Origin of the sequence: Acinetobacter sp. ANC 4779 (assembly GCF_004331055.1) — a bacterium.
In the GTDB taxonomy this organism is placed as follows: domain Bacteria; phylum Pseudomonadota; class Gammaproteobacteria; order Pseudomonadales; family Moraxellaceae; genus Acinetobacter.
Map to the genome: position 1 here is coordinate 192,776 of NZ_SJNU01000002.1, position 18,747 is coordinate 211,522.

The 18,747-nt window shown below is 42.1% G+C and carries 13 protein-coding genes and 4 tRNA genes; 10 read left to right on the forward strand and 7 right to left on the reverse strand.

Annotated elements, in window-relative coordinates:
• Positions 1-195: 195 nt before the first annotated feature.
• Positions 196-1,443: an OprD family outer membrane porin gene (locus tag E0H80_RS03865; protein WP_131363314.1), complete on the reverse strand. Its 1,248-nt coding sequence runs from the start codon at positions 1,441-1,443 to the stop codon at positions 196-198.
• A gap of 515 nt (positions 1,444-1,958) precedes the next feature.
• Here E0H80_RS03865 and E0H80_RS03870 point away from each other — a divergent pair.
• Positions 1,959-3,593 carry an arylsulfatase gene (locus tag E0H80_RS03870; protein WP_131363316.1) on the forward strand — a complete coding sequence of 545 codons (1,635 nt, stop codon included), beginning with the start codon at positions 1,959-1,961 and terminating at the stop codon, positions 3,591-3,593.
• A gap of 18 nt (positions 3,594-3,611) precedes the next feature.
• On the forward strand, positions 3,612-4,571 hold the full coding sequence (locus E0H80_RS03875) for a formylglycine-generating enzyme family protein (protein WP_131363603.1): 960 nt from the start codon (positions 3,612-3,614) through the stop codon (positions 4,569-4,571).
• 264 nt (positions 4,572-4,835) lie between these two features.
• On the opposite strand, the gene dmpG is transcribed toward E0H80_RS03875, so the two are convergent.
• The 3 genes from dmpG to mhpD are packed head-to-tail and all read right to left on the reverse strand — an operon-like array spanning position 4,836 to position 7,611.
• A complete protein-coding gene (dmpG, locus tag E0H80_RS03880) occupies positions 4,836-5,855 on the reverse strand; it encodes a 4-hydroxy-2-oxovalerate aldolase (protein WP_131363318.1) in 1,020 nt (339 codons plus the stop codon).
• Between the two features lie 10 nt (positions 5,856-5,865).
• Entirely contained in the window at positions 5,866-6,774 is a 909-nt protein-coding gene (locus tag E0H80_RS03885) for an acetaldehyde dehydrogenase (acetylating) (RefSeq protein WP_067866246.1), read from the reverse strand.
• Positions 6,775-6,813: 39 nt separating this feature from the next.
• On the reverse strand, positions 6,814-7,611 hold the full coding sequence (gene mhpD / locus E0H80_RS03890; protein WP_131363320.1) for a 2-keto-4-pentenoate hydratase: 798 nt from the start codon (positions 7,609-7,611) through the stop codon (positions 6,814-6,816).
• Between the two features lie 609 nt (positions 7,612-8,220).
• On the opposite strand from mhpD, the gene E0H80_RS03895 reads away from it, so the two are divergent.
• The gene (locus E0H80_RS03895; protein WP_131363322.1) at positions 8,221-8,445 is read left to right on the forward strand and encodes a hypothetical protein; all 225 of its coding nucleotides are present in this window, start codon (positions 8,221-8,223) and stop codon (positions 8,443-8,445) included.
• 69 nt (positions 8,446-8,514) lie between these two features.
• Here E0H80_RS03895 and E0H80_RS03900 read toward each other — a convergent pair whose 3' ends face one another.
• Positions 8,515-9,183 carry an HAD-IA family hydrolase gene (locus E0H80_RS03900; RefSeq protein ID WP_131363324.1) on the reverse strand — a complete coding sequence of 223 codons (669 nt, stop codon included), beginning with the start codon at positions 9,181-9,183 and terminating at the stop codon, positions 8,515-8,517.
• Positions 9,184-9,431: 248 nt separating this feature from the next.
• Positions 9,432-10,409: an RluA family pseudouridine synthase gene (locus E0H80_RS03905; RefSeq protein ID WP_067866238.1), complete on the reverse strand. Its 978-nt coding sequence runs from the start codon at positions 10,407-10,409 to the stop codon at positions 9,432-9,434.
• 757 nt (positions 10,410-11,166) lie between these two features.
• On the opposite strand from E0H80_RS03905, the gene E0H80_RS03910 reads away from it, so the two are divergent.
• From E0H80_RS03910 to E0H80_RS03935, 6 genes are all read left to right on the forward strand, one after another.
• Complete coding sequence (locus E0H80_RS03910; protein ID WP_131363326.1) at positions 11,167-14,679, forward strand: Rne/Rng family ribonuclease; 3,513 nt, start codon at positions 11,167-11,169, stop codon at positions 14,677-14,679.
• Between the two features lie 173 nt (positions 14,680-14,852).
• Entirely contained in the window at positions 14,853-16,694 is a 1,842-nt protein-coding gene (locus E0H80_RS03915) for a long-chain-acyl-CoA synthetase (RefSeq protein WP_131363328.1), read from the forward strand.
• Positions 16,695-16,886: 192 nt separating this feature from the next.
• Positions 16,887-16,962: transfer RNA gene (locus E0H80_RS03920), tRNA-Lys, on the forward strand.
• A gap of 20 nt (positions 16,963-16,982) precedes the next feature.
• Positions 16,983-17,058 (forward strand) — tRNA-Lys (locus E0H80_RS03925).
• A gap of 64 nt (positions 17,059-17,122) precedes the next feature.
• Positions 17,123-17,198, forward strand: a tRNA-Lys gene (locus E0H80_RS03930).
• Between the two features lie 153 nt (positions 17,199-17,351).
• Positions 17,352-17,427 (forward strand) — tRNA-Lys (locus E0H80_RS03935).
• Between the two features lie 84 nt (positions 17,428-17,511).
• Here the strand turns inward: E0H80_RS03935 and E0H80_RS03940 are convergent.
• On the reverse strand, positions 17,512-18,147 hold the full coding sequence (locus E0H80_RS03940; RefSeq protein WP_131363330.1) for a hypothetical protein: 636 nt from the start codon (positions 18,145-18,147) through the stop codon (positions 17,512-17,514).
• A 305-nt stretch (positions 18,148-18,452) separates the two neighbouring features.
• On the opposite strand from E0H80_RS03940, the gene E0H80_RS03945 reads away from it, so the two are divergent.
• Positions 18,453-18,719 (forward strand): PspC domain-containing protein, encoded by a 267-nt coding sequence (locus tag E0H80_RS03945; RefSeq protein WP_131363332.1) that lies wholly within the window; start codon positions 18,453-18,455, stop codon positions 18,717-18,719.
• Positions 18,720-18,747: the final 28 nt, after the last annotated feature.

Sequence of the window (18,747 nt, forward strand, 5' to 3'; positions counted from 1 at the left end):
TTAACCGTTCAGCCTGAGCAAACTGATACAAATTTACGATCAAACCCTATAAAAAAACGATTATTTATGTCTTTGTTTTTATTTAATTAAAATTAAACCATAGGCCTAATTTGCTTAAGGTATTTCAAGCCAAAATATCCTGAGCGTAAAAAAAGAGCACCTGATCAACAGTCGCTCTTTTTTTGATTCAATGATTTAAAACTTATAAGTATAGGTTGTGGCTACACGATACTCTTTAAGGTCAGATTTATAATCGAAGTCAGCATCAATATACATCATCTGCAAACCTAGACCTTTCAACTGACCTTCAGGCACTGTGTAGTTCACGATTAAATTAAGCTCATCCGAATCCTGATTTTTCTTGCCATTTGCTTCAGCATCAAAGCCCATCATGTAGAACGCAGTGGCATTCAAACCTTTGACACCCAATTCAGAAAAGTCATAACCATAGCTTAAGCCGACAGATTTTTCATCAATCGCAGTGAAGGTCGCAACACCCCAGTTCACTAAATACGGTTGTGGCACCCAGCCACCCAATGTCGGGAAAGCACTGTCACCAAACATTTGCTGATAACCCAAACCGACTGTGTGCGCGCCGTAATTGACTTTTGCACCTGCAGATAATGCCTGATTATCAATTGCACCATACAGCTTGTTGCCTGAATCCGAGTTATCGAAGTAACGGATATGGCTCTCTAATTTTGCTTTTTCACCCAATGTAGTTTTGTAATTTACACCTACATAATGCTGCTGATAGATATCTGTTACATCTGCATACCAGTAGCTAGCACCCATCTGTTTATTGAATTGATGATCTACACCTGCAATCAACATGCCATCCGATGCTGCACCATTATCATATGCAGGCGGAGCAAATTTGGTTAAATCACGAAATTGATTGTCATAACGGTTATTAATACCATCAATATAAGCAAGGGTTAACTTAGTATCTTTAATCTCTTTAGACTCTAACCATGCACCGCTATAAGTCGTCAGCAACTGACGTGATGGATCGAAGACCAGTACTGGAGATACCGGCAGTAATTCACCTACTTTCAATTCAGTTTGAGAAACCTTGGCTTTTAAGGTCGCACCCACTTTACCAAAATTATCTTTTTGTCCTTTGCCCGGTCCTTGATGCGGTATAACCCAGTCAGGATTATTGTCACGGCCATTCAAACGGAACGCATGCTGAATAAGAAGATCTGCACCGAGTTGAATACCAGCGCCGATGTCCTGATAACCGGATTTTGCATCCAGGGTAATGCCTTGTGACCAGCTACCCCAGTTATTTTGTGGTACATCAGCATACTGACGATCTAAATAGAAATTTTTGAATTTTAATTGGACTTGGCTATCGTCGATAAATTCTGCATTCGTTGCAGTTGTACCTAGTGTTGCAGCAGCAACACAGATTGCTATCCATAGTGTTTGACGACGCATGGCTTATTCCTGTAATCAAATTAAGCTGCGACCATGATGCTCAACCCTACCGCTAAAAAAAATCAGACCAGAGTATTAAGCAGCAATTCATATAACTTTATTTTTCTTTTTTTTAACATTTAATTCCAAATTTTAATATGTTTTAACAATAAGTAGTTTTTGCTTACTGCTACTACTATCCATTTAAATTACTGTTAATTAAATTAATTTTAAAAAGAAATGAATTAATATTGATTTATTAAGTGTTTTTTTAGTTAAGCAGTCTCATAAGATTTTAAATCTATAAGTGGTATTTATAATAAATATCCAATCATTGAACTGAGTTAAAAAATCAATATATAAATACATAAATAGTATGACTTAATATCTAAAATGTACTAATTACCACCAATATTCTATCTAATTAAAACCTATGTATTTGATTTTTATTAAAATAATGCTTCGTCTAATAGACGTTAACCTTAAAGCATTTACACTACGCTCATAGTTGTAAATCATAATCAAGGATGAATGAAATGAGACTCAACAAAATAGCGCTAATTACATCGCTATTAATTTCTACGCAGCTCTTCGCTCAAAAACCAAATGTGGTCATTATTCTGGCAGATGATTTGGGATATTCTGATCTAGGTTCATTTGGCAGTGAAATCAAGACTCCCCATATTGACAGTCTGGCTCATCAAGGCACCCGCTTTACCAATTACCACACCCCTAGCACTTGTTCTCCCACACGTTCCGAGTTGATGTCAGGTACAGATCACCATCAAGCTGGCTTGGGTGCCATGGCGGAGACTATGCGGGCGGACGCAGGAAAATTTGATTTAACTCCTCGTCCACAATTTTTAGGTAAACCGGGTTATGAAGGTTATTTAAATACTCGCTCAATGACCTTGCCTCAAGTATTAAAAGATAATGGTTATAAAACCCTTATGGCAGGTAAATGGCATCTTGGTTATACCCCCGAGACCAATCCGGCAAGTAGAGGTTTTGATTTTTCTTATGCATTATTAAATGGTGCAGACTCACATTTCAAAACCCTGCCTGATGGTATCGAACGCAAAACCATTTACACTGAAAATGGTCAGAAAGTCGAATTACCAGATAATTTTTATTCAACAGATTTCTTTACTCAAAAAATTATTGAATATATTGGTGATAATAACAAGCCAAACCAACCTTTCTTTGCCTATGTTGCTCTGACCGCTCCCCATTGGCCGCTTCAGGTACCGACAAATTATTTGAATATTTATAAGGGCCACTATGACCAAGGCTACGATGCAATAAAACAGAAGCGTTTAGAAAAAATGCTCAAGCTCAAGCTGATTAATTCTACAAAAACAGCCAATGTGGTGAGTAAACAACTTGCTCCAATGAATTTAGATACCTGGAACAATTTAACGGCTGAACAGAAAAAAATCGAAGCACGCAAAATGGAAATTTATGCGGCACAGATTAAAAATATGGATGACAATGTCGGAAAACTGATTAAACATCTGAAAAAGATTAAGCAATACGACAATACGCTGTTTATTTTTATGTCAGATAATGGCGCAGAAGGGTTCTATCGTTCACTTCCAGGTTATGACAATAGTTATCATAATTTAGGTAAAACTAAATCTTATGAACTTATTGGTCCGCGTTGGACTGAAGTGAGCAGTGCACCATTTTCACTTTGGAAAGGAACTGCAGCTGAAGGCGGCGTCAGTGCACCTGCTATTGTTAAACTTCCAAATAGCAGCACAGCTAAAATCAGTAATAGCTTTGTGAATGTAAAAGATGTTTTCCCCACTGTTCTTGAAATTACCCAATCTTCATTAAAACCGGATTATCAGGATCCTAGCAAGTTCAACCAGCTTTCCGGTAAATCGTGGATCAGTTATCTTAAGGGTAAAACCAGTTCCGTATATGGCGAAAATTTTATCTATGCAGATGAATTGCATGGCGATGCCTATGTGCGCAACAAGAAATGGAAACTCACGCGCACCATTACCAAAAACCTGAGTGGTCCGGACTGGAAATTATATGATCTAGAAAATGATCGTACAGAAACCACTGACCTAAGTAAAAAACACCCGGAAATGGTAAAACAGCTCCAGCAAGAATATGTGAAATACACTCAACGTGTAGGTGTACAGGATTTCGCGGAGTAATACCCCATGTCAAATTTGATGAAAGGGAGTTGTCTGCTATTGCTGATGCTTGGCCTCGCAGGATGCAATGCTTCGAAATCTGAGCAATCTACAGAAATTGTCACTTTGGGCAGTGTCAGTCAATGTAAGCAATATTCAGGTTTGCCTGCACTTTGGGGAAAATCCAAAACCTCCGGTATGGTTGAAATTCCGGCAGGTGAAATTCTTTTTGGCTCAAATACGGGTTATGAAGATGAACGCCCTTTCTATCAAAACAAACTCAAAGTAAACGCTTTCTGGGCGGATCAAACAGAAGTTACTGTGGCCCAGTTTAAAAGTTTTGTAGATGCAACTGGCTATATTAGCGATGCTGAAAAACAAGGTGGCGCAGCTGTTTTCATCCAGCCTGAAACAGATAAGGTTGCCATGATGTCCTGGTGGAAATTTTTGAAAAATGTTTCATGGAAAAACATTGATGAGAAATTTCCTGCTCTGAATGAGCCGGTTCGTTATGTGACTTATAATGATGCATTGGCATATGCAACATGGCTGGGTCGTGATTTGCCTACCGAATTAGAAAATGAATACCTTGCCAAAGGGTTTAGTGATCAGGAAGATATTGGCCCAAAATCGCATGGGAAAATTACCGCCAATTACTGGCAGGGTGAATTCCCCTATGCCAACTCTAATCAAGATGGATTTAAAGGTATAGCACCTGTCGGCTGTTTTGAAGCCAATCCTTTTGGCCTACATGACATGATTGGCAATGTTTGGGAATGGACAAATTCTGTTTATAAAGGTCCTCATTCCGACATGCATATGGGCAATCCACAAATGACCCGTCACCATTCAAAACAGGTCATGACTATGACCATAAAAGGCGGTTCTTATTTATGTGCAGATAATTATTGTGCACGTTACAGGGCCGCTGCCCGACACCCGCAAGAATTTGATCTTGCCACTTCTCATGTTGGATTCAGAACCGTACTACGAAAATAAGCTTTAAATTTTAGAAGTCATGATAAAAAACAGCTGAATAATTCAGCTGTTTTAAACGATAGATCCCAAGAATAAAATCCAGTAAAGATCAATCTGGCACTCAACCCAACAAAGCAATTAGAAAAACAATTCAGGATTATTGATAAAATTATGTCGGGGTATGCAACCCTCATTTAAGGATATTAAATTATTTTGCGTCATCTCATTCAAAATTAAAAAAGCACCCATATTCGGGTGCTTTTTCTGTTTAACTTAATACTTTAATTAAGCATTAAGCTCTTTTGCTTTGGACATGGTCAAAGCGAGGTCTTCAATCATGTCTTCCTGACCGCCCACCGTACCACGGCGACCCAATTCCATCAGGATTTCACGCGCAGACACACCATATTTTGCTTCAGCACGTTTAGCAAACAACAGGAACGATGAGTAAACACCTGCATAACCCAAGGTTGCTGCATCACGGTCGGCACGAATCGGTTGCTGCATCATTGGAACAATCAGTTCTTCTGCAATATCCTGAACTTTAAACAAGTCCACACCGGTTTCCATTTGCATACGGTTGGCCACCGCAACAAACAATTCAAGTGGCGTATTACCTGCGCCTGCGCCTAAACCTGCAGACGCTAAATCGACACGTGTTGCACCGGCTTGAACTGCTGAAACAGAGTTTGCAACGCCCATACCCAAGTTATGGTGACCGTGGAAACCGATTTCGATTTCTGAAGCCAAGTTGGCACGTAAAATACCCACACGGTCAGTCACGTCATTCGGCAACATATAGCCGGCAGAATCGGTCACATAAATACAGTTTGCACCGTAAGACACCATCTTTTTCGCTTCTTCAAGAAGATGCTCAGGTGATGCCATGTGTGCCATCATCAAGAAGCCCACAGTGTCCATGCCAAGTTTGCGCGCAGCCGTAATGTGCTGTTCAGAAACGTCAGCTTCTGTAGAGTGGGTTGCAACACGAATCGTTGCCACACCTACATCATGCGCCATTTTCAAATGGTCAACCGTACCAATACCCGGAATTAACAGCGCAGATACTTTGGCTTGTTTAAGCTGTGGAATTACCGCAGTTAAATATTCTTCATCCGTCGCAGCTGCAAAACCGTAGTTTACCGAGTTGCCGCCTAAGCCGTCACCATGGGTTACTTCGATTAAAGGCACACCCGCATCATCAAGTGCAGTGGCAATTGCAACCATTTGCTCTGGTGTAGTTTGATGGCGCATCGGGTGCATACCATCACGTAACGTCATATCATTAATAATAATTTTTGACATGGTCTGCTCCTTAAGCTTCAGCTGACGCTGCTTGGTTAGCGATGAGACGTTCTGCAAACATTTCTGCAGTACGTGCAGCAGCTGCAGTCATAATATCGAGGTTACCGGCATATTTAGGTAAGTAGTCGCCCAAGCCTTCAACTTCCATAAACACGGATACACGGTTGCCATCAAATACCGGGCCATTTACAAGTTTGTAACCGGGTACGTATTTTTGAACTTCCTTGATCATGGCATGCACAGATGCTGTAATTGCAGCCTGATCCGGTGTGCCTTCAACCAGACAGTGCACCGTGTCACGCATCATGAGTGGTGGCTCAGCAGGATTGATGATGATAATGGCTTTACCTTGTTTCGCACCGCCCACCTGCTCAATTGCACCGGCAGTAGTCCGTGTAAATTCATCAATATTTTTACGTGTACCCGGACCTACAGATTTTGTAGATACCGTGGCAATAATTTCACCGTAGTTCACAGCTTGAACACGTGAAATCGCTGCCACCATAGGAATGGTTGCCTGACCGCCACATGTCACCATGTTGACGTTCGGCAATTCACCCTGTTCAAGCAAAGCTTCCAGATTCACTGGTGGTACGCAGAATGGACCAATTGCTGCAGGCGTCAAGTCAATCATTTGTACGCCAAGTTCGTTCAACTTGCGGCTGTTTTCAGCATGAACATAAGCAGACGTTGCATCAAACGCAATTTTGATATCATCAGCAAGCACGTGCGGAAGTAAACCGTCCACGCCTTCAGCAGTGGTTTTAAGGCCCATTTTCGCAGCACGCGCCAAACCTTCCGATGTCGGGTCAATCCCCACCATCCAAACTGGCTCTAACCATTCGCTACGTTGAAGTTTGTAAAGCAAGTCAGTCCCAATGTTCCCAGGACCGATCAATGCACATTTAATCTTTTTCATGAATCTGTACTCTCAAAAATTCCGTGTTTAGCTCAATGCCTATTCAGCTGCAAACGCTGCTGTCACTGAACCAAAGCCTTCTATTTCAACTTTAAATTCATCACCTGGGTGTGCAACAACCATCGGGCCTAATGCACCGGTCAAAACGATGTCACCGGCCAACAGTGGACGGCCACGACGAACCATTTCATCCGCCAACCAAACCGCAGCGTTGAGGGGATTTGCAAGGCAGGCTTTACCTACACCTTGAGATACCACTTCATCACCACGTGTCATGGTCATTTTGCAGTTCACCAAATCCAGGTTTTCAAGTTTCACAGGACGTGAACCTAAAACAAAAGCTGCTGAAGATGCGTTGTCGGCAACGGTATCAATCAAGGAAATTTTCCAGTTTTCGATACGGCTATCCACCACTTCTACCGCTGGCAAGGCATATTCAGTCGCACTGATAATGTCTGCGTAGGTATGATGTTGTTTGGTAAGGTCTTTATTGATAATTAATGCGATTTCTGCTTCAACTTTAGGCTGAATCAATAGGCCTGCCGGGATGGCTTCGCCATCACCATAAGACATGTCTGCAAACAGCATACCGAAGTCAGGCTGATCTACACCGAGTTGGGCTTGGACCACTTTTGAAGTCAAACCGATTTTGCGGCCGACTAAACGACGTCCTTCGCTTAAGGCACGTTGGGTATTTAATTCTTGAACTGCGTAGGCAATATCTACATCCGCACTTTCACCACCCAATTGTGGGCGAATCGGTGCAATCGCAGTTTTAGATAATTCAGCGCTACGTAATGCTTGGGCAACTGATTCAACAACAGCAGAATTCGACATCAATGTTTCCTTAAACTGCAAAAAATTGGACGTATACCGTTATCGATGGAAATGGAATGAACAATCAGAAAAAATCTATGTAAATGATCAAACCCATCAGCAAATGGGTGCTGCCCCATCTTGGCAAACGTGTATATGTATAAACAGTTTTAGAATCTGAAAAATACGGTTTTTATGCCAATACTTATTTTATTTTTTACAATAGCTATTACCTATAAATGCCATTCTATTTTTTGAGTGAAACAAGGCAGTTAGCGTAGATATTTCAGGATATCCGAGTAAGCAGCTCTGCAATGCAGGCCATTCATTTTAACAATCAATCAGCACTACGACTAAAAGATGAGACTATCGCTGCATTTTAAATAAAAACGGCATATTCACTGTCTAATCAACATGATATTTTTAAATAATTAAAAACAATGCCTTAAACTATTAGCACTGAAAATCAAAACACTTTTATTAACAGCCTTACTCACAACTTTATGTCATACAGCCTTTGTATGAAATTATCAAAAACAGATCAAAACCAAATATTTAATTTTAATTTATGTAAGTTATGCGAGATTAAAATTTAATGCTCAAGCGACCGCTGCCGCTTGGCAAGATGAAATGCAATGTAGCCGCGGCTACTTCAATACCGACACTTGGCGTATAACCTGGATTACACCAGAGATTTTTATGATGACTGAAGTCATTCGTCCAAATGAAATTTCACCGCCGCGTAATGATATTTATAAAATTATGAGTATTCAAAATAAAACTGTCACTATGGTCAATTACTGGACTGGTTGGGGTAACCATAAACCTGATGTGCAAAAATTCAGAATCCAATAAGTCAATTTAGAATTTAATACGTATAAAAAAGGGCGATTTTAAATCACCCTTTTCAATATCAAATATAGCTTAAACCGCCTGTTTTAAATTTACCTGATTTAAGAGTAGCTGATGCAGACTTGCGACATCCTCGGCAATGGCCAGTGGATTGTATTGTGTTAGCGTCTCAGGCGTATGTACCCCATAACTCACCCCGATACGTGGCATGGCAATGTTCTGTGCCATTTCCAGGTCATAGGATGTATCCCCCACCATAATCGCATTTTCAGCATTCACGCCGGTAATGTGCAAAATTTCTTCCAGCATTAATGGATGCGGTTTAGATCTGGTTTCACTTGCCGCACGGGTCACGGCAAAAAGCTCATGACTCTGCGTTTGAGTTAATACCCGGTCCAAACCTTTACGGCTTTTCCCGGTTGCCACTGCAAGTTTGATGCCTTCAGCTTTTAACATGTGCAACATCTCAGCCACACCGTCAAACCAGGCATCAGCTTTCGAATTTTCGACATAGTGATCTGCATAGCATTGCAAAATATCAGTGTGCAATTCAGGCACATCTGGAAACAAGACTTGCGCGACTTCAGGCAATCCTAAACCGATAATGCTTTTTGCAGCTTCTTCGGTTAAAGGTTGTTGATACGCTTTGGCAGCGAATTGTAGGCTTTGTACAATTTGTCCCACTGAATCAAATAAAGTACCATCCCAATCAAAGATCACAAGTTCTAAAGTTTTTTTCATGAATTAATCCAATATTTGATTCAATGCAAAACATAGCATTTCCGCTTAAATCTCCCTGTCCACTTTTCTACAAACAAATAAGACAAAAGAAGATGAAAAATTTCTTTAAGGAAAATTCAAGACAAATATCTGATACGCAATGACGACATAGATGTCGCCTGATGCATATCATTTTCACAGCCAAAGTTTTTTAATCGCTTTTGAGTAACGGGACCATTTATCCAACATTCCCGTTACTTGAGATAAGACTATTTATAATCTTCGTCACGATCCGTTAAAGCCGGTTCTTTATCTTTCTTCTGCGCACGCAACTGGGCCACCAGACTTTGCATATCTTCCGGCAATGGCGCTTCAATGGTTTCATAACCCGGAATTTCCAGGCGCAGTGCATGCAAGCATAAGCGACGGGCTTTCGGACCTTTATATGCAGTTTCATGACCATATTTATCATCACCGATTAAAGGATGACCAATACTTAAACCGTGCACACGAATTTGATGGGTCCGGCCTGAAAGCGGTGATGCGTATACAAGCGTTGCATGCATAAAGCGCTCAGCCACATTCCACTGCGTTTTAGACTCTTTCCCTTCTTTTGATACGCACACACGACGCTCGCCATTGGCAAGCTCATAACGGTGTAAAGGTGCATCAATCAGTTGACGATCGAGCACAACATTGCCTTTCACAATCGCAGCATAGGTTTTTTTGATCTTGTGTTCACGCAGTAAATCTTGCAAGGTTTTTAAAGTGCTGCGTTTTTTACTGATCATTACCAGGCCAGAAGTATCACGGTCAATACGATGAATCAGTTCCAGATATTTCTTACCGCTTGCTGCGCGCAGACCTTCAATCAGACCATAGGCAACACCGCTACCGCCATGTACGGCAATACCAGAAGGTTTATTGACCACCATCAGACCTTCATCTTCATAAATCACACGGCTGAGCAAGCTTTGAGCCACTTTATCCGACACCGGTACCGGCGTTTCATCTTTAGGCTCATAACGAATTGGTGCAACGCGAACTTGATCACCAATTGCCAGTTTGGTTTCCGCTTTAATACGCTTTTTATTGACCCGAACTTGTCCTTCACGCATCAAACGATAAATACGACTTTTCGGCACACCTTTAAGTCTGGAAAATAGAAAATTATCGATGCGTTGGCCTGATTGATGCTCATCAACTTCAAACCAAGTGACACTTTGCCATTCTTGCGTAGAATTCATACAGTTACTATGACCCAAAAAAATACTAAAATTGATTAAAAACTGATCACTTAGGCTATGCTTTACACAAGAAACATAAGCTTAACCCATAGGCAGATGATGCAAGGTTTGATATAGTCAGCGCACGGATACCACCGTTAGTGTGAAAAAATTTAATTCCTTCAATATTTTTGAAGCTAAAAATTAAATTTCACAATTCACATTAAACACGGAAAGGTCCCTAAAGAATATGCCGACGCCGAAGGCTTATTATATCGGCAAAAAAGCAAACTGTTGCGTTTAATTGTATTTCGGTACATAAATCAGTCTGCTCTAAAAAATATGTCGCCAACTTAAAGTTGGTTTTTAAACGTAAACTGATACACATCAGATTAATCGCAACCTGAAGTCGCATTCAGGCTACAACGTTGATGCATTGGATCTGCACATAAAGCAAAGATACGATGATAATTCCGTATCAAGACGCTCTCTATCTTAATGAAGGGATGATCTTCAAGCTACGTGACAGTGAAAGTTACTCACATCTAATGCACCGTTTGTCCGCCAGTGAAGCGCTCAGGTGACTTTAATCGTTTAAAGATTGAAGCCGTATTGCCATCATCAATACGTGAATCAAAAACCGCAGCCCAAAAAAAGGCCGGTAAAAAAGCTCAGACCACAAGCGTTTATTTGAGATCTGGGTGTTGATCCGTAATGTGTGATGTTCGCTGCGTGAATAGCGATGTTTTGCTGTGTATCACTATCAGGTGTTACACCCATGAAACGTATGTTGATTAATGCAACACATGCCGAAGAGATTCGCGTTGCACTTGTCACTGGTCAGCGTCTTTACGATTTTGATTTAGAAAATCGTACCCGTGAGCAGAAAAAATCCAATATCTATAAAGGTCACGTAACTCGCGTTGAACCTTCTTTAGAAGCTGTATTTGTTGAGTATGGTGCAGGTCGTCAAGGCTTCCTGTCTATGCGTGAAATCGCAAACACATACTACAAGGCAGACCCTCGCCAGACTTCAAACATCCGCGAATTGATCACTGAAGGCACAGAACTTCTGGTTCAAGTGGAAAAAGAAGAACGTGGCAACAAGGGTGCTGCTCTTTCTACCTTTATCTCGCTTGCCGGTCGTTATTTGGTGCTTATGCCAAACAACCCTAAAGGTGGCGGTATCAGTCGTCAAATTTCCGGTGCAGTTCGTGACGAATTGAAAGAAATGTTGTCGTCACTGAATATTCCGCGTGGCATGAGCGTGATTGTTCGTACTGCCGGTATTGGTCGTTCACAAGAAGAATTGCAACTTGACTTGCAACACTTGATGGATCTTTGGGCACAAATCCAAACTACAGCAAGTTCTGGTCCATCACCAATGCTGGTGCACCAAGAAGCGGGCGTGGTTACTCGTGCTATTCGTGACTATTTACGTGACGATGTTGCAGAAATTTTAATTGACTCTGAACAAGCCTATACCGAAGCCTATAACTTCGTGAAAGCAGTCATGCCGCGTCAGTTAGAAAAACTTAAAACCTACACTTTAAATGAGCCGTTATTTGCTCATTTTGGCATTGAAAGCCAAATTCAAACAGCCTATGAACGCGAAGTAAAACTTCCTTCTGGCGGCTCAATCGTGATCGACCAAACTGAAGCATTAGTGTCAATCGACATTAACTCGGCGAAATCGACACGTGGTCACGACGTTGAAGACACAGCTTTAAATACCAACCTTGAAGCTGCTGAAGAAATTGCCCGTCAACTGCGTTTACGTGATATCGGTGGTTTGGTGGTGATCGACTTCATCGACATGACCAAAGACCGCAACCAGCGCATGGTTGAAGCAAAACTTCGTGAAGCAACCCAAAGCGACCGTGCCCGTATCCAGTTCGGTCAATTGTCACGTTTTGGTTTAATGGAAATGAGCCGTCAACGCTTGCGTCCATCGCTAGAAGAAGCAACCGGTTATGTATGCCCACGCTGTCATGGTACCGGCATGGTGCGTGACTTACGCTCTTTATCACTTTCAATCATGCGTAAAGTGGAAGAGATTGCACTGCGTGAACGTCAAGGTGAAGTTCAGGTCGAAGTTCCGGTTGAAATCGCTGCATTCATGTTGAATGAAAAGCGTCACACTTTGGTGTATCTAGAACAAACTTCAAATGTACGTGTAACGGTGTTACCACATCCGCACTTAGAAACACCACATTATGAAATCACTTATAACGCTGAAGGCTTTGCGCCAACCAGCTACGAACGTACCGAAGCAACACGTTCAAGTGAAAAAGAGCTGGGTTACGAATCTTCTGAATGGCATTTGGAAGGTGAACAACAGGCTGCTCAAGCTGCTGCTCAAGCGCCTGCTCAGCAACAAGCCAAAAACCAAAACAACAAGCAGCAACAACGTCATCCACAACAAGTTGCTCAAGAAGTACAGCAACAACAGCCAGTTCAAGTTGCAGCTGTTGCTCAAGCTTCAGCAAGCCCATGTGCATGGTTAGAAAACCTGTTTGTACAAAAACAAGCAAAAACAGTTGATCAAGCACGTACTGCAAACAATGCTGCTGCTGCTATTGAACAAATGGTGAATGGTGGTGCTGTGAGCCGTGGTCAATTCGGTCAGGTTGCTACATCTGCACCAGTTGTAAGCGAACCGGTGGCGACTGCAAACAACAATATTTATTTAACACCAAGTGCGCCTGTAGCAGCAAAACAGGAACAGCATGAAGTTGCGGATAAGTATTCTGACCGTGAAGAAAAAGCGCAACGTCACAATAAAAAGCGTACCACAAAGCCGAAAGAGCAACGTGAACAAGTTCAGCACGACAATCAACAAAATCAAGTGCATGAAGAAATTGTTCAAGTTCCTCGTCATGAGCAGCGCCAAGAGCAACGTCAAGAACCGCGCCAAGAAGCACGTCAAGATCAACGTCACGAGCAGCGTCAAGATCAACGTCACGAGCAGCGTCAAGATCAACGTCACGAGCAGCGTCAAGATCAACGTGACAATAAGCGCCCGACACGACGTCAACACGTTGAACAACAAGCATCTGAAACTCAACCAGAGCAAAATGCTGTGCCACGCCGTGACCGCAATAGCCCACAACGTCCAAACCGCCCAAATCGCCACCGCGATCAAAGCGTATTGAACGAACAGGCTCCTGCTCCTCAGCAAGCCATTGCTGCGCCTGTAGTTAACGAACAACAGCCTAAAGTCGAAGTGATTAATACACCTCGTCAGGATGTAATTCCAACTGCCTTGGTGGTAAATGTTGATCAGGCGAAAAGTGAAATTGTTACGTTAAATGCAGCAGCTGCTGTTGTTGAAGCACCGATCGCTCAAGCTGCACCGGTTGCTGTTACAGAAACCCAAGCGCCTGTAGTTGAGAAACCAGTCGTTGCGAAGGAAGAAAAACCTGCTGCAACCCCTGAAACTCGTGAGCCACAGCAGCCACGTTCTGCTGACATACGTGCAAGTAACGATCCGCGTATGCGTCGTCGCAAAAAACGTGAACCGCAGGTAAAACAGGCTCAAGCTCCAAAATTGAACCCGTCTCAGGTTCCAACGTTGGGGCAATATACAGTGGGCAGCCTCATTCGCCATGTCTATGGTGAGGATTGTTCAGTGCTGATTGAGCAATTTGGCTTAATCCCAACCTTCAACCGTGCATTGGTGAAATTCACTGAGCAATATGCGGCGACTCTCGTGCATCAGGCAACTGAAGCCGAAGCGCCAGCACAGCCGGTTACGCGTGATGTTGCGGTAACCAAAGCAGCACATGAAGCTGAACCGGCACCAGTGCTGGCTTTAACCCCGCCTGCTGCTGTTTCTGACAACCGTGTTGCCAATGATCCGCGTGAACGTCGTCGTTTGGCAAAACTTGCTGCTGAACAGGCTTTAGTACAAGCCAAGCAAGCACATAATGAACCTGAAGCTGCAAAAGAAGTAGTTGAAACAACAGCGACTGAAGTTGCTCCGGTGACAGAACCAGAAGCTGTGATCAAAGAAGCTCCAGCCGTGACTGAAACGCCTGAAGTCGTAGCAGCTCCAGAAGTGGTTGCTGAGCCGATCAAGCAAGCAGCCCGTGTGGAAAAGGCAGTAAAGCAGCCAAAACCGGTCAAATCTGAATTACCGGTAGAAGTCGCTCAAGACGTCCAAGCACTGGCTGAGCCAAAAGCTGATCCAGACAACCCAGATGCTGATGATGATGCTGACAAACCTATCCGCCCCCGTCGTCCTCGCGGTCGCCCTCCAAAGAAAATAACGCCTGCAAATGAGTCATAATTAGCTTTAAAGCAGCGAATAAAACAAACCTAGTCATTTCGGTGACTAGGTTTTTTTTGATACTTTTGTCAAATTAGGTTGATTGCACTAGGATTAAACGATTAAAAAGACACCTGAACAGATGACCACAAACAAATAGACATATTGGATTATGAAAAATAAATAGGATTCCTATGAACCACACCACACAGAGCGATCTTATTGGTATTGCTGATATCGCAGTAAAATTACCCAAATTTATGAGCAAAGTCCCTCATCTCTTGAGTGGTCTGAAACAAGCCTATTTACGCACACCCAACACCCCAGCGGGCTTAGGCATGGCCTTTGAAAAAGCGGTCAAGCGTAATCCTCAGGGTATAGCGCTATTATTTGAAGATCAAAAATTCAGTTATCAGCAACTGAATGAATGGGCCAACCAAATCGGGCATTTTTATCTCGCCCTTGGTGCCCGTAAAGGTGATGTTATTGCCGTTATGGTGGAAAACCGCCCTGAACTGGTGGCAACTGTAGTCGCTTTAGCGAAAATTGGTGTGACTTCAGCTTTGGTCAATACATCGCAAACTGGTAAGGCACTGATGCATAGCATTAACCTGGTCAAACCGATTGCCGTCATTGTCGGTGAAGAATGCCGTCAAGCTGTGGAAGAAGTTCGTCAAGATTTAGTGCTTCTAGAAGATCGTTTTCACTGGTTGGCAGATCAAGCTACTCGAATAGATTCAGGTACAGCACCGAAAGACTGGATCAATCTGGCAGATAAAATTGACAGCTTTCCGAAATTCAACACCCCCACCACGCACAGTGTTCAAGGTAAAGATGGCTTGTTTTACATCTATACCTCGGGTACGACCGGCTTACCCAAGGCAGTCATTTTCACCAATAGTCGCTGGACGTTGGCCTATGGCACCTATGGGCATGTGTTAAACCTGAATAAAGACGACGTCATGTATGTCACTTTGCCGCTCTATCATGCAACAGGTATCGTGGTCTGCTGGTGCGGCGTGATTGCCGGCAGTGCCACACTGGCTTTACGACGAAAATATTCCACCTCTGCTTTCTGGAAAGATGTGCAAAAATTTGATGTCTCTGCGATTGGCTATGTCGGTGAATTGTGCCGTTATCTCATGGATGCCCCGGTTTCTGAACTTGAACACGGCCATCGTGTCAAAAAGATGATCGGCAATGGCATGCGCCCGAATATCTGGGATAAATTCAAGCAACGCTTTGGAGTCGAAGAAATTCTTGAACTCTATGCGTCAAGTGAAGGAAATGTCGGTTTCAGTAACGTGTTTAACTTTGACAACACGGTCGGCTTCTCCCCTACACCTTATGCCATTATTGAGTTTGACAAAGAAACCAATGCACCGGTAAAAGATGACAAAGGCCAGTGCAAGAAGGTCAAAAAAGGCGAAGTAGGTTTACTGATTGGTAAAATTACCCGTCGCTCGCCTTTTGATGGCTATACCGACCCGGAAAAAAATAAATCCGTGATTATGAAAAATGTGTTTAAACAGGGTGATGCATTCTTTAATACCGGCGATCTGGTACGTGATATTGGCTTCCGTCATGCTCAATTTATAGACCGCTTAGGTGATACTTTTCGCTGGAAAGGTGAAAATGTATCGACCAATGAAGTTGAAAATGTGGTCAGTGAATATGAAAAAATTGCTGAAGCGGTGGTTTACGGGGTAGAAATCCCCCATACCAATGGTCGTGCCGGTATGGCAGCAATTACACTGGCAGATGGTGCAGAATTAACAGCACAAGATTTAAAGCTAATGACAAGCGAGTTTAAAAAATGCTTGCCTGCATATGCTGTTCCTGTGTTCTTGCGGGTTCAAGCGCAGGTAGAAACCACCGGTACATTTAAATATCAAAAGAACAAGTTAAAAGAGCAAGCTTTTGATCCCCATAAAACAGATGAACGCTTGTTGGTTTTATTGCCAAATGCCACGGAATATTGTGATTTAACAGTAGAAATATTTAACAATATCCAAGCTTATCAATACCGTTTCTAACTCAAAACGTCTGTTTTTTGAGTAGATAAAGCAAATTTGTTGCATTTATAATCAAACATCAACAAGTTTGCTAATTTTTACTTGCGCTCATTTCATAACTTGCTACAATACGCCCATCAAAACGAAGTGGTGTTTAGAAAATACTATATTTTCTTGCACTGTACATCCAAGCACTGCTTGAATGTTGGTTTCGGGCCGTTAGCTCAGTTGGTAGAGCAGTGGACTTTTAATCCATTGGTCCCGCGTTCGAGTCGCGGACGGCCCACCACTTATTTTTTTGATTATCTTGGGCCGTTAGCTCAGTTGGTAGAGCAGTGGACTTTTAATCCATTGGTCCCGCGTTCGAGTCGCGGACGGCCCACCAAGATTCTAAAGAGCTTCTCTACAGGGAAGCTTTTTTACTTCTCAGATATTTTCTCTGAAAATATGGGCCGTTAGCTCAGTTGGTAGAGCAGTGGACTTTTAATCCATTGGTCCCGCGTTCGAGTCGCGGACGGCCCACCATATCTTTCTTAAGGCTTCTTTCTGTACTACAATAGAAACGAAACCTGCAAATATTCCGACCAAGACAAACCATACCCCTTCGGTAGATTCGCCATTCTCGAAATTTTGCTTCATCTTGTAATTCGTTTAAAACAGTGTTTTTAAATGTGTTCAGGGTTGTTAGCTCAGTTGGTAGAGCAGTAGACTCTTAATCTATTGGTCGAGGGTTCGAGCCCCTCACAACCCACCAAATTTAATTTTTATTATTTTAATAAATTTCAATTTTATTGAATAAAAAATACTCCACATTTGGAGTGTTTTTTTTGCTTAAATTTTAGGATTCGCGAGTTTTCATGAGTGTAGTTTCTTTGACTAAACAATAAGCCTGCTGTGGAAATGGATTACCCTCAGCAAAATACTGCTCGTTGAGTGCCGATGCATGCGCAATTTTATCCAGATCCATGACCAGGTTTTGGTCTTGATCGATATTATAAAAAAAGTCTACCCCACTCAATCGATGCACGATCACTTGATGATGTGTGGAATCATAAGACCAGTAATTTTGACGTTGATAACGGTTCGAAGTAAAGGTGATTTTACCTAAATGGATAATACTGCGATATGCCGTACCGTCTGCCAATAGATTAATAACTAAATCTGCACTCCCCTGTTGGCATTTTACAATAGGATCAGTACAGCTAATGGCAATCTGGTAGCGCCCTACATAAGGTTTGGCATTTTCTGGAATTTTTCTCTGAGGATCGGTGGTTGTATCTGCTACAGGTACAGGGATCTTTCCGGCAACCTCGGTCAGTTTATTGCCTTGAGTATCTACAGTAGACGAGTTGACTGCCTGATTTTCTCGTTCTATCTGTTCAGCCACCGGCTCTTCGAATGGCTGATTGCAGCCAACCAGACCCGATAAAACTGCCACCAGTATATATTTACGCTGATCTACTTTTAGAAACATTGACTTAGCCCTAAATGTTAGATTTCTTTAGTTGTAGATTCAATTATTTATTGGATAAGTAATCTGTTTGAATCTCATTCCCTTATAAAACAACTCCGATAGTAGATTGATTTTTATTGAAATAAATCAACTTTTTCAGAATAAATATATTTTATGTCGCATTGCAGAGATAAGGCATAGCCGGTTACATAACTTAACTATTTTTTATTCCGCCAGACTTTAAAAAAAAAATTACATCACCATTTCTTAATTAATAGGTGAGTTGTTTTAACATCATACCTTTTTCTAATTTTAAGGAGATCTAGATGGCCAATGTTGGTTTATATCGCTCTAACCGACAAAACATGATTGCAGGTGTAATGGGTGGTATTGCTGAACGATTTGGTTGGAATGCAAATTTACTGCGCATTATATTTGTAGTTGTTTCTCTCATGAGCGCGGCATTTCCAGGGATTTTAGTCTATTTGGTATTATGGCTCATTATGCCCAAGAAACAGTTTCAAATAGATTCTGGATCAGGCTATCAGAATCCGGTTCGTACGGTAAATCAGGACTCAAATCCATACCGTTAATGTTTTAACTTTTGATATTTTACGGTTT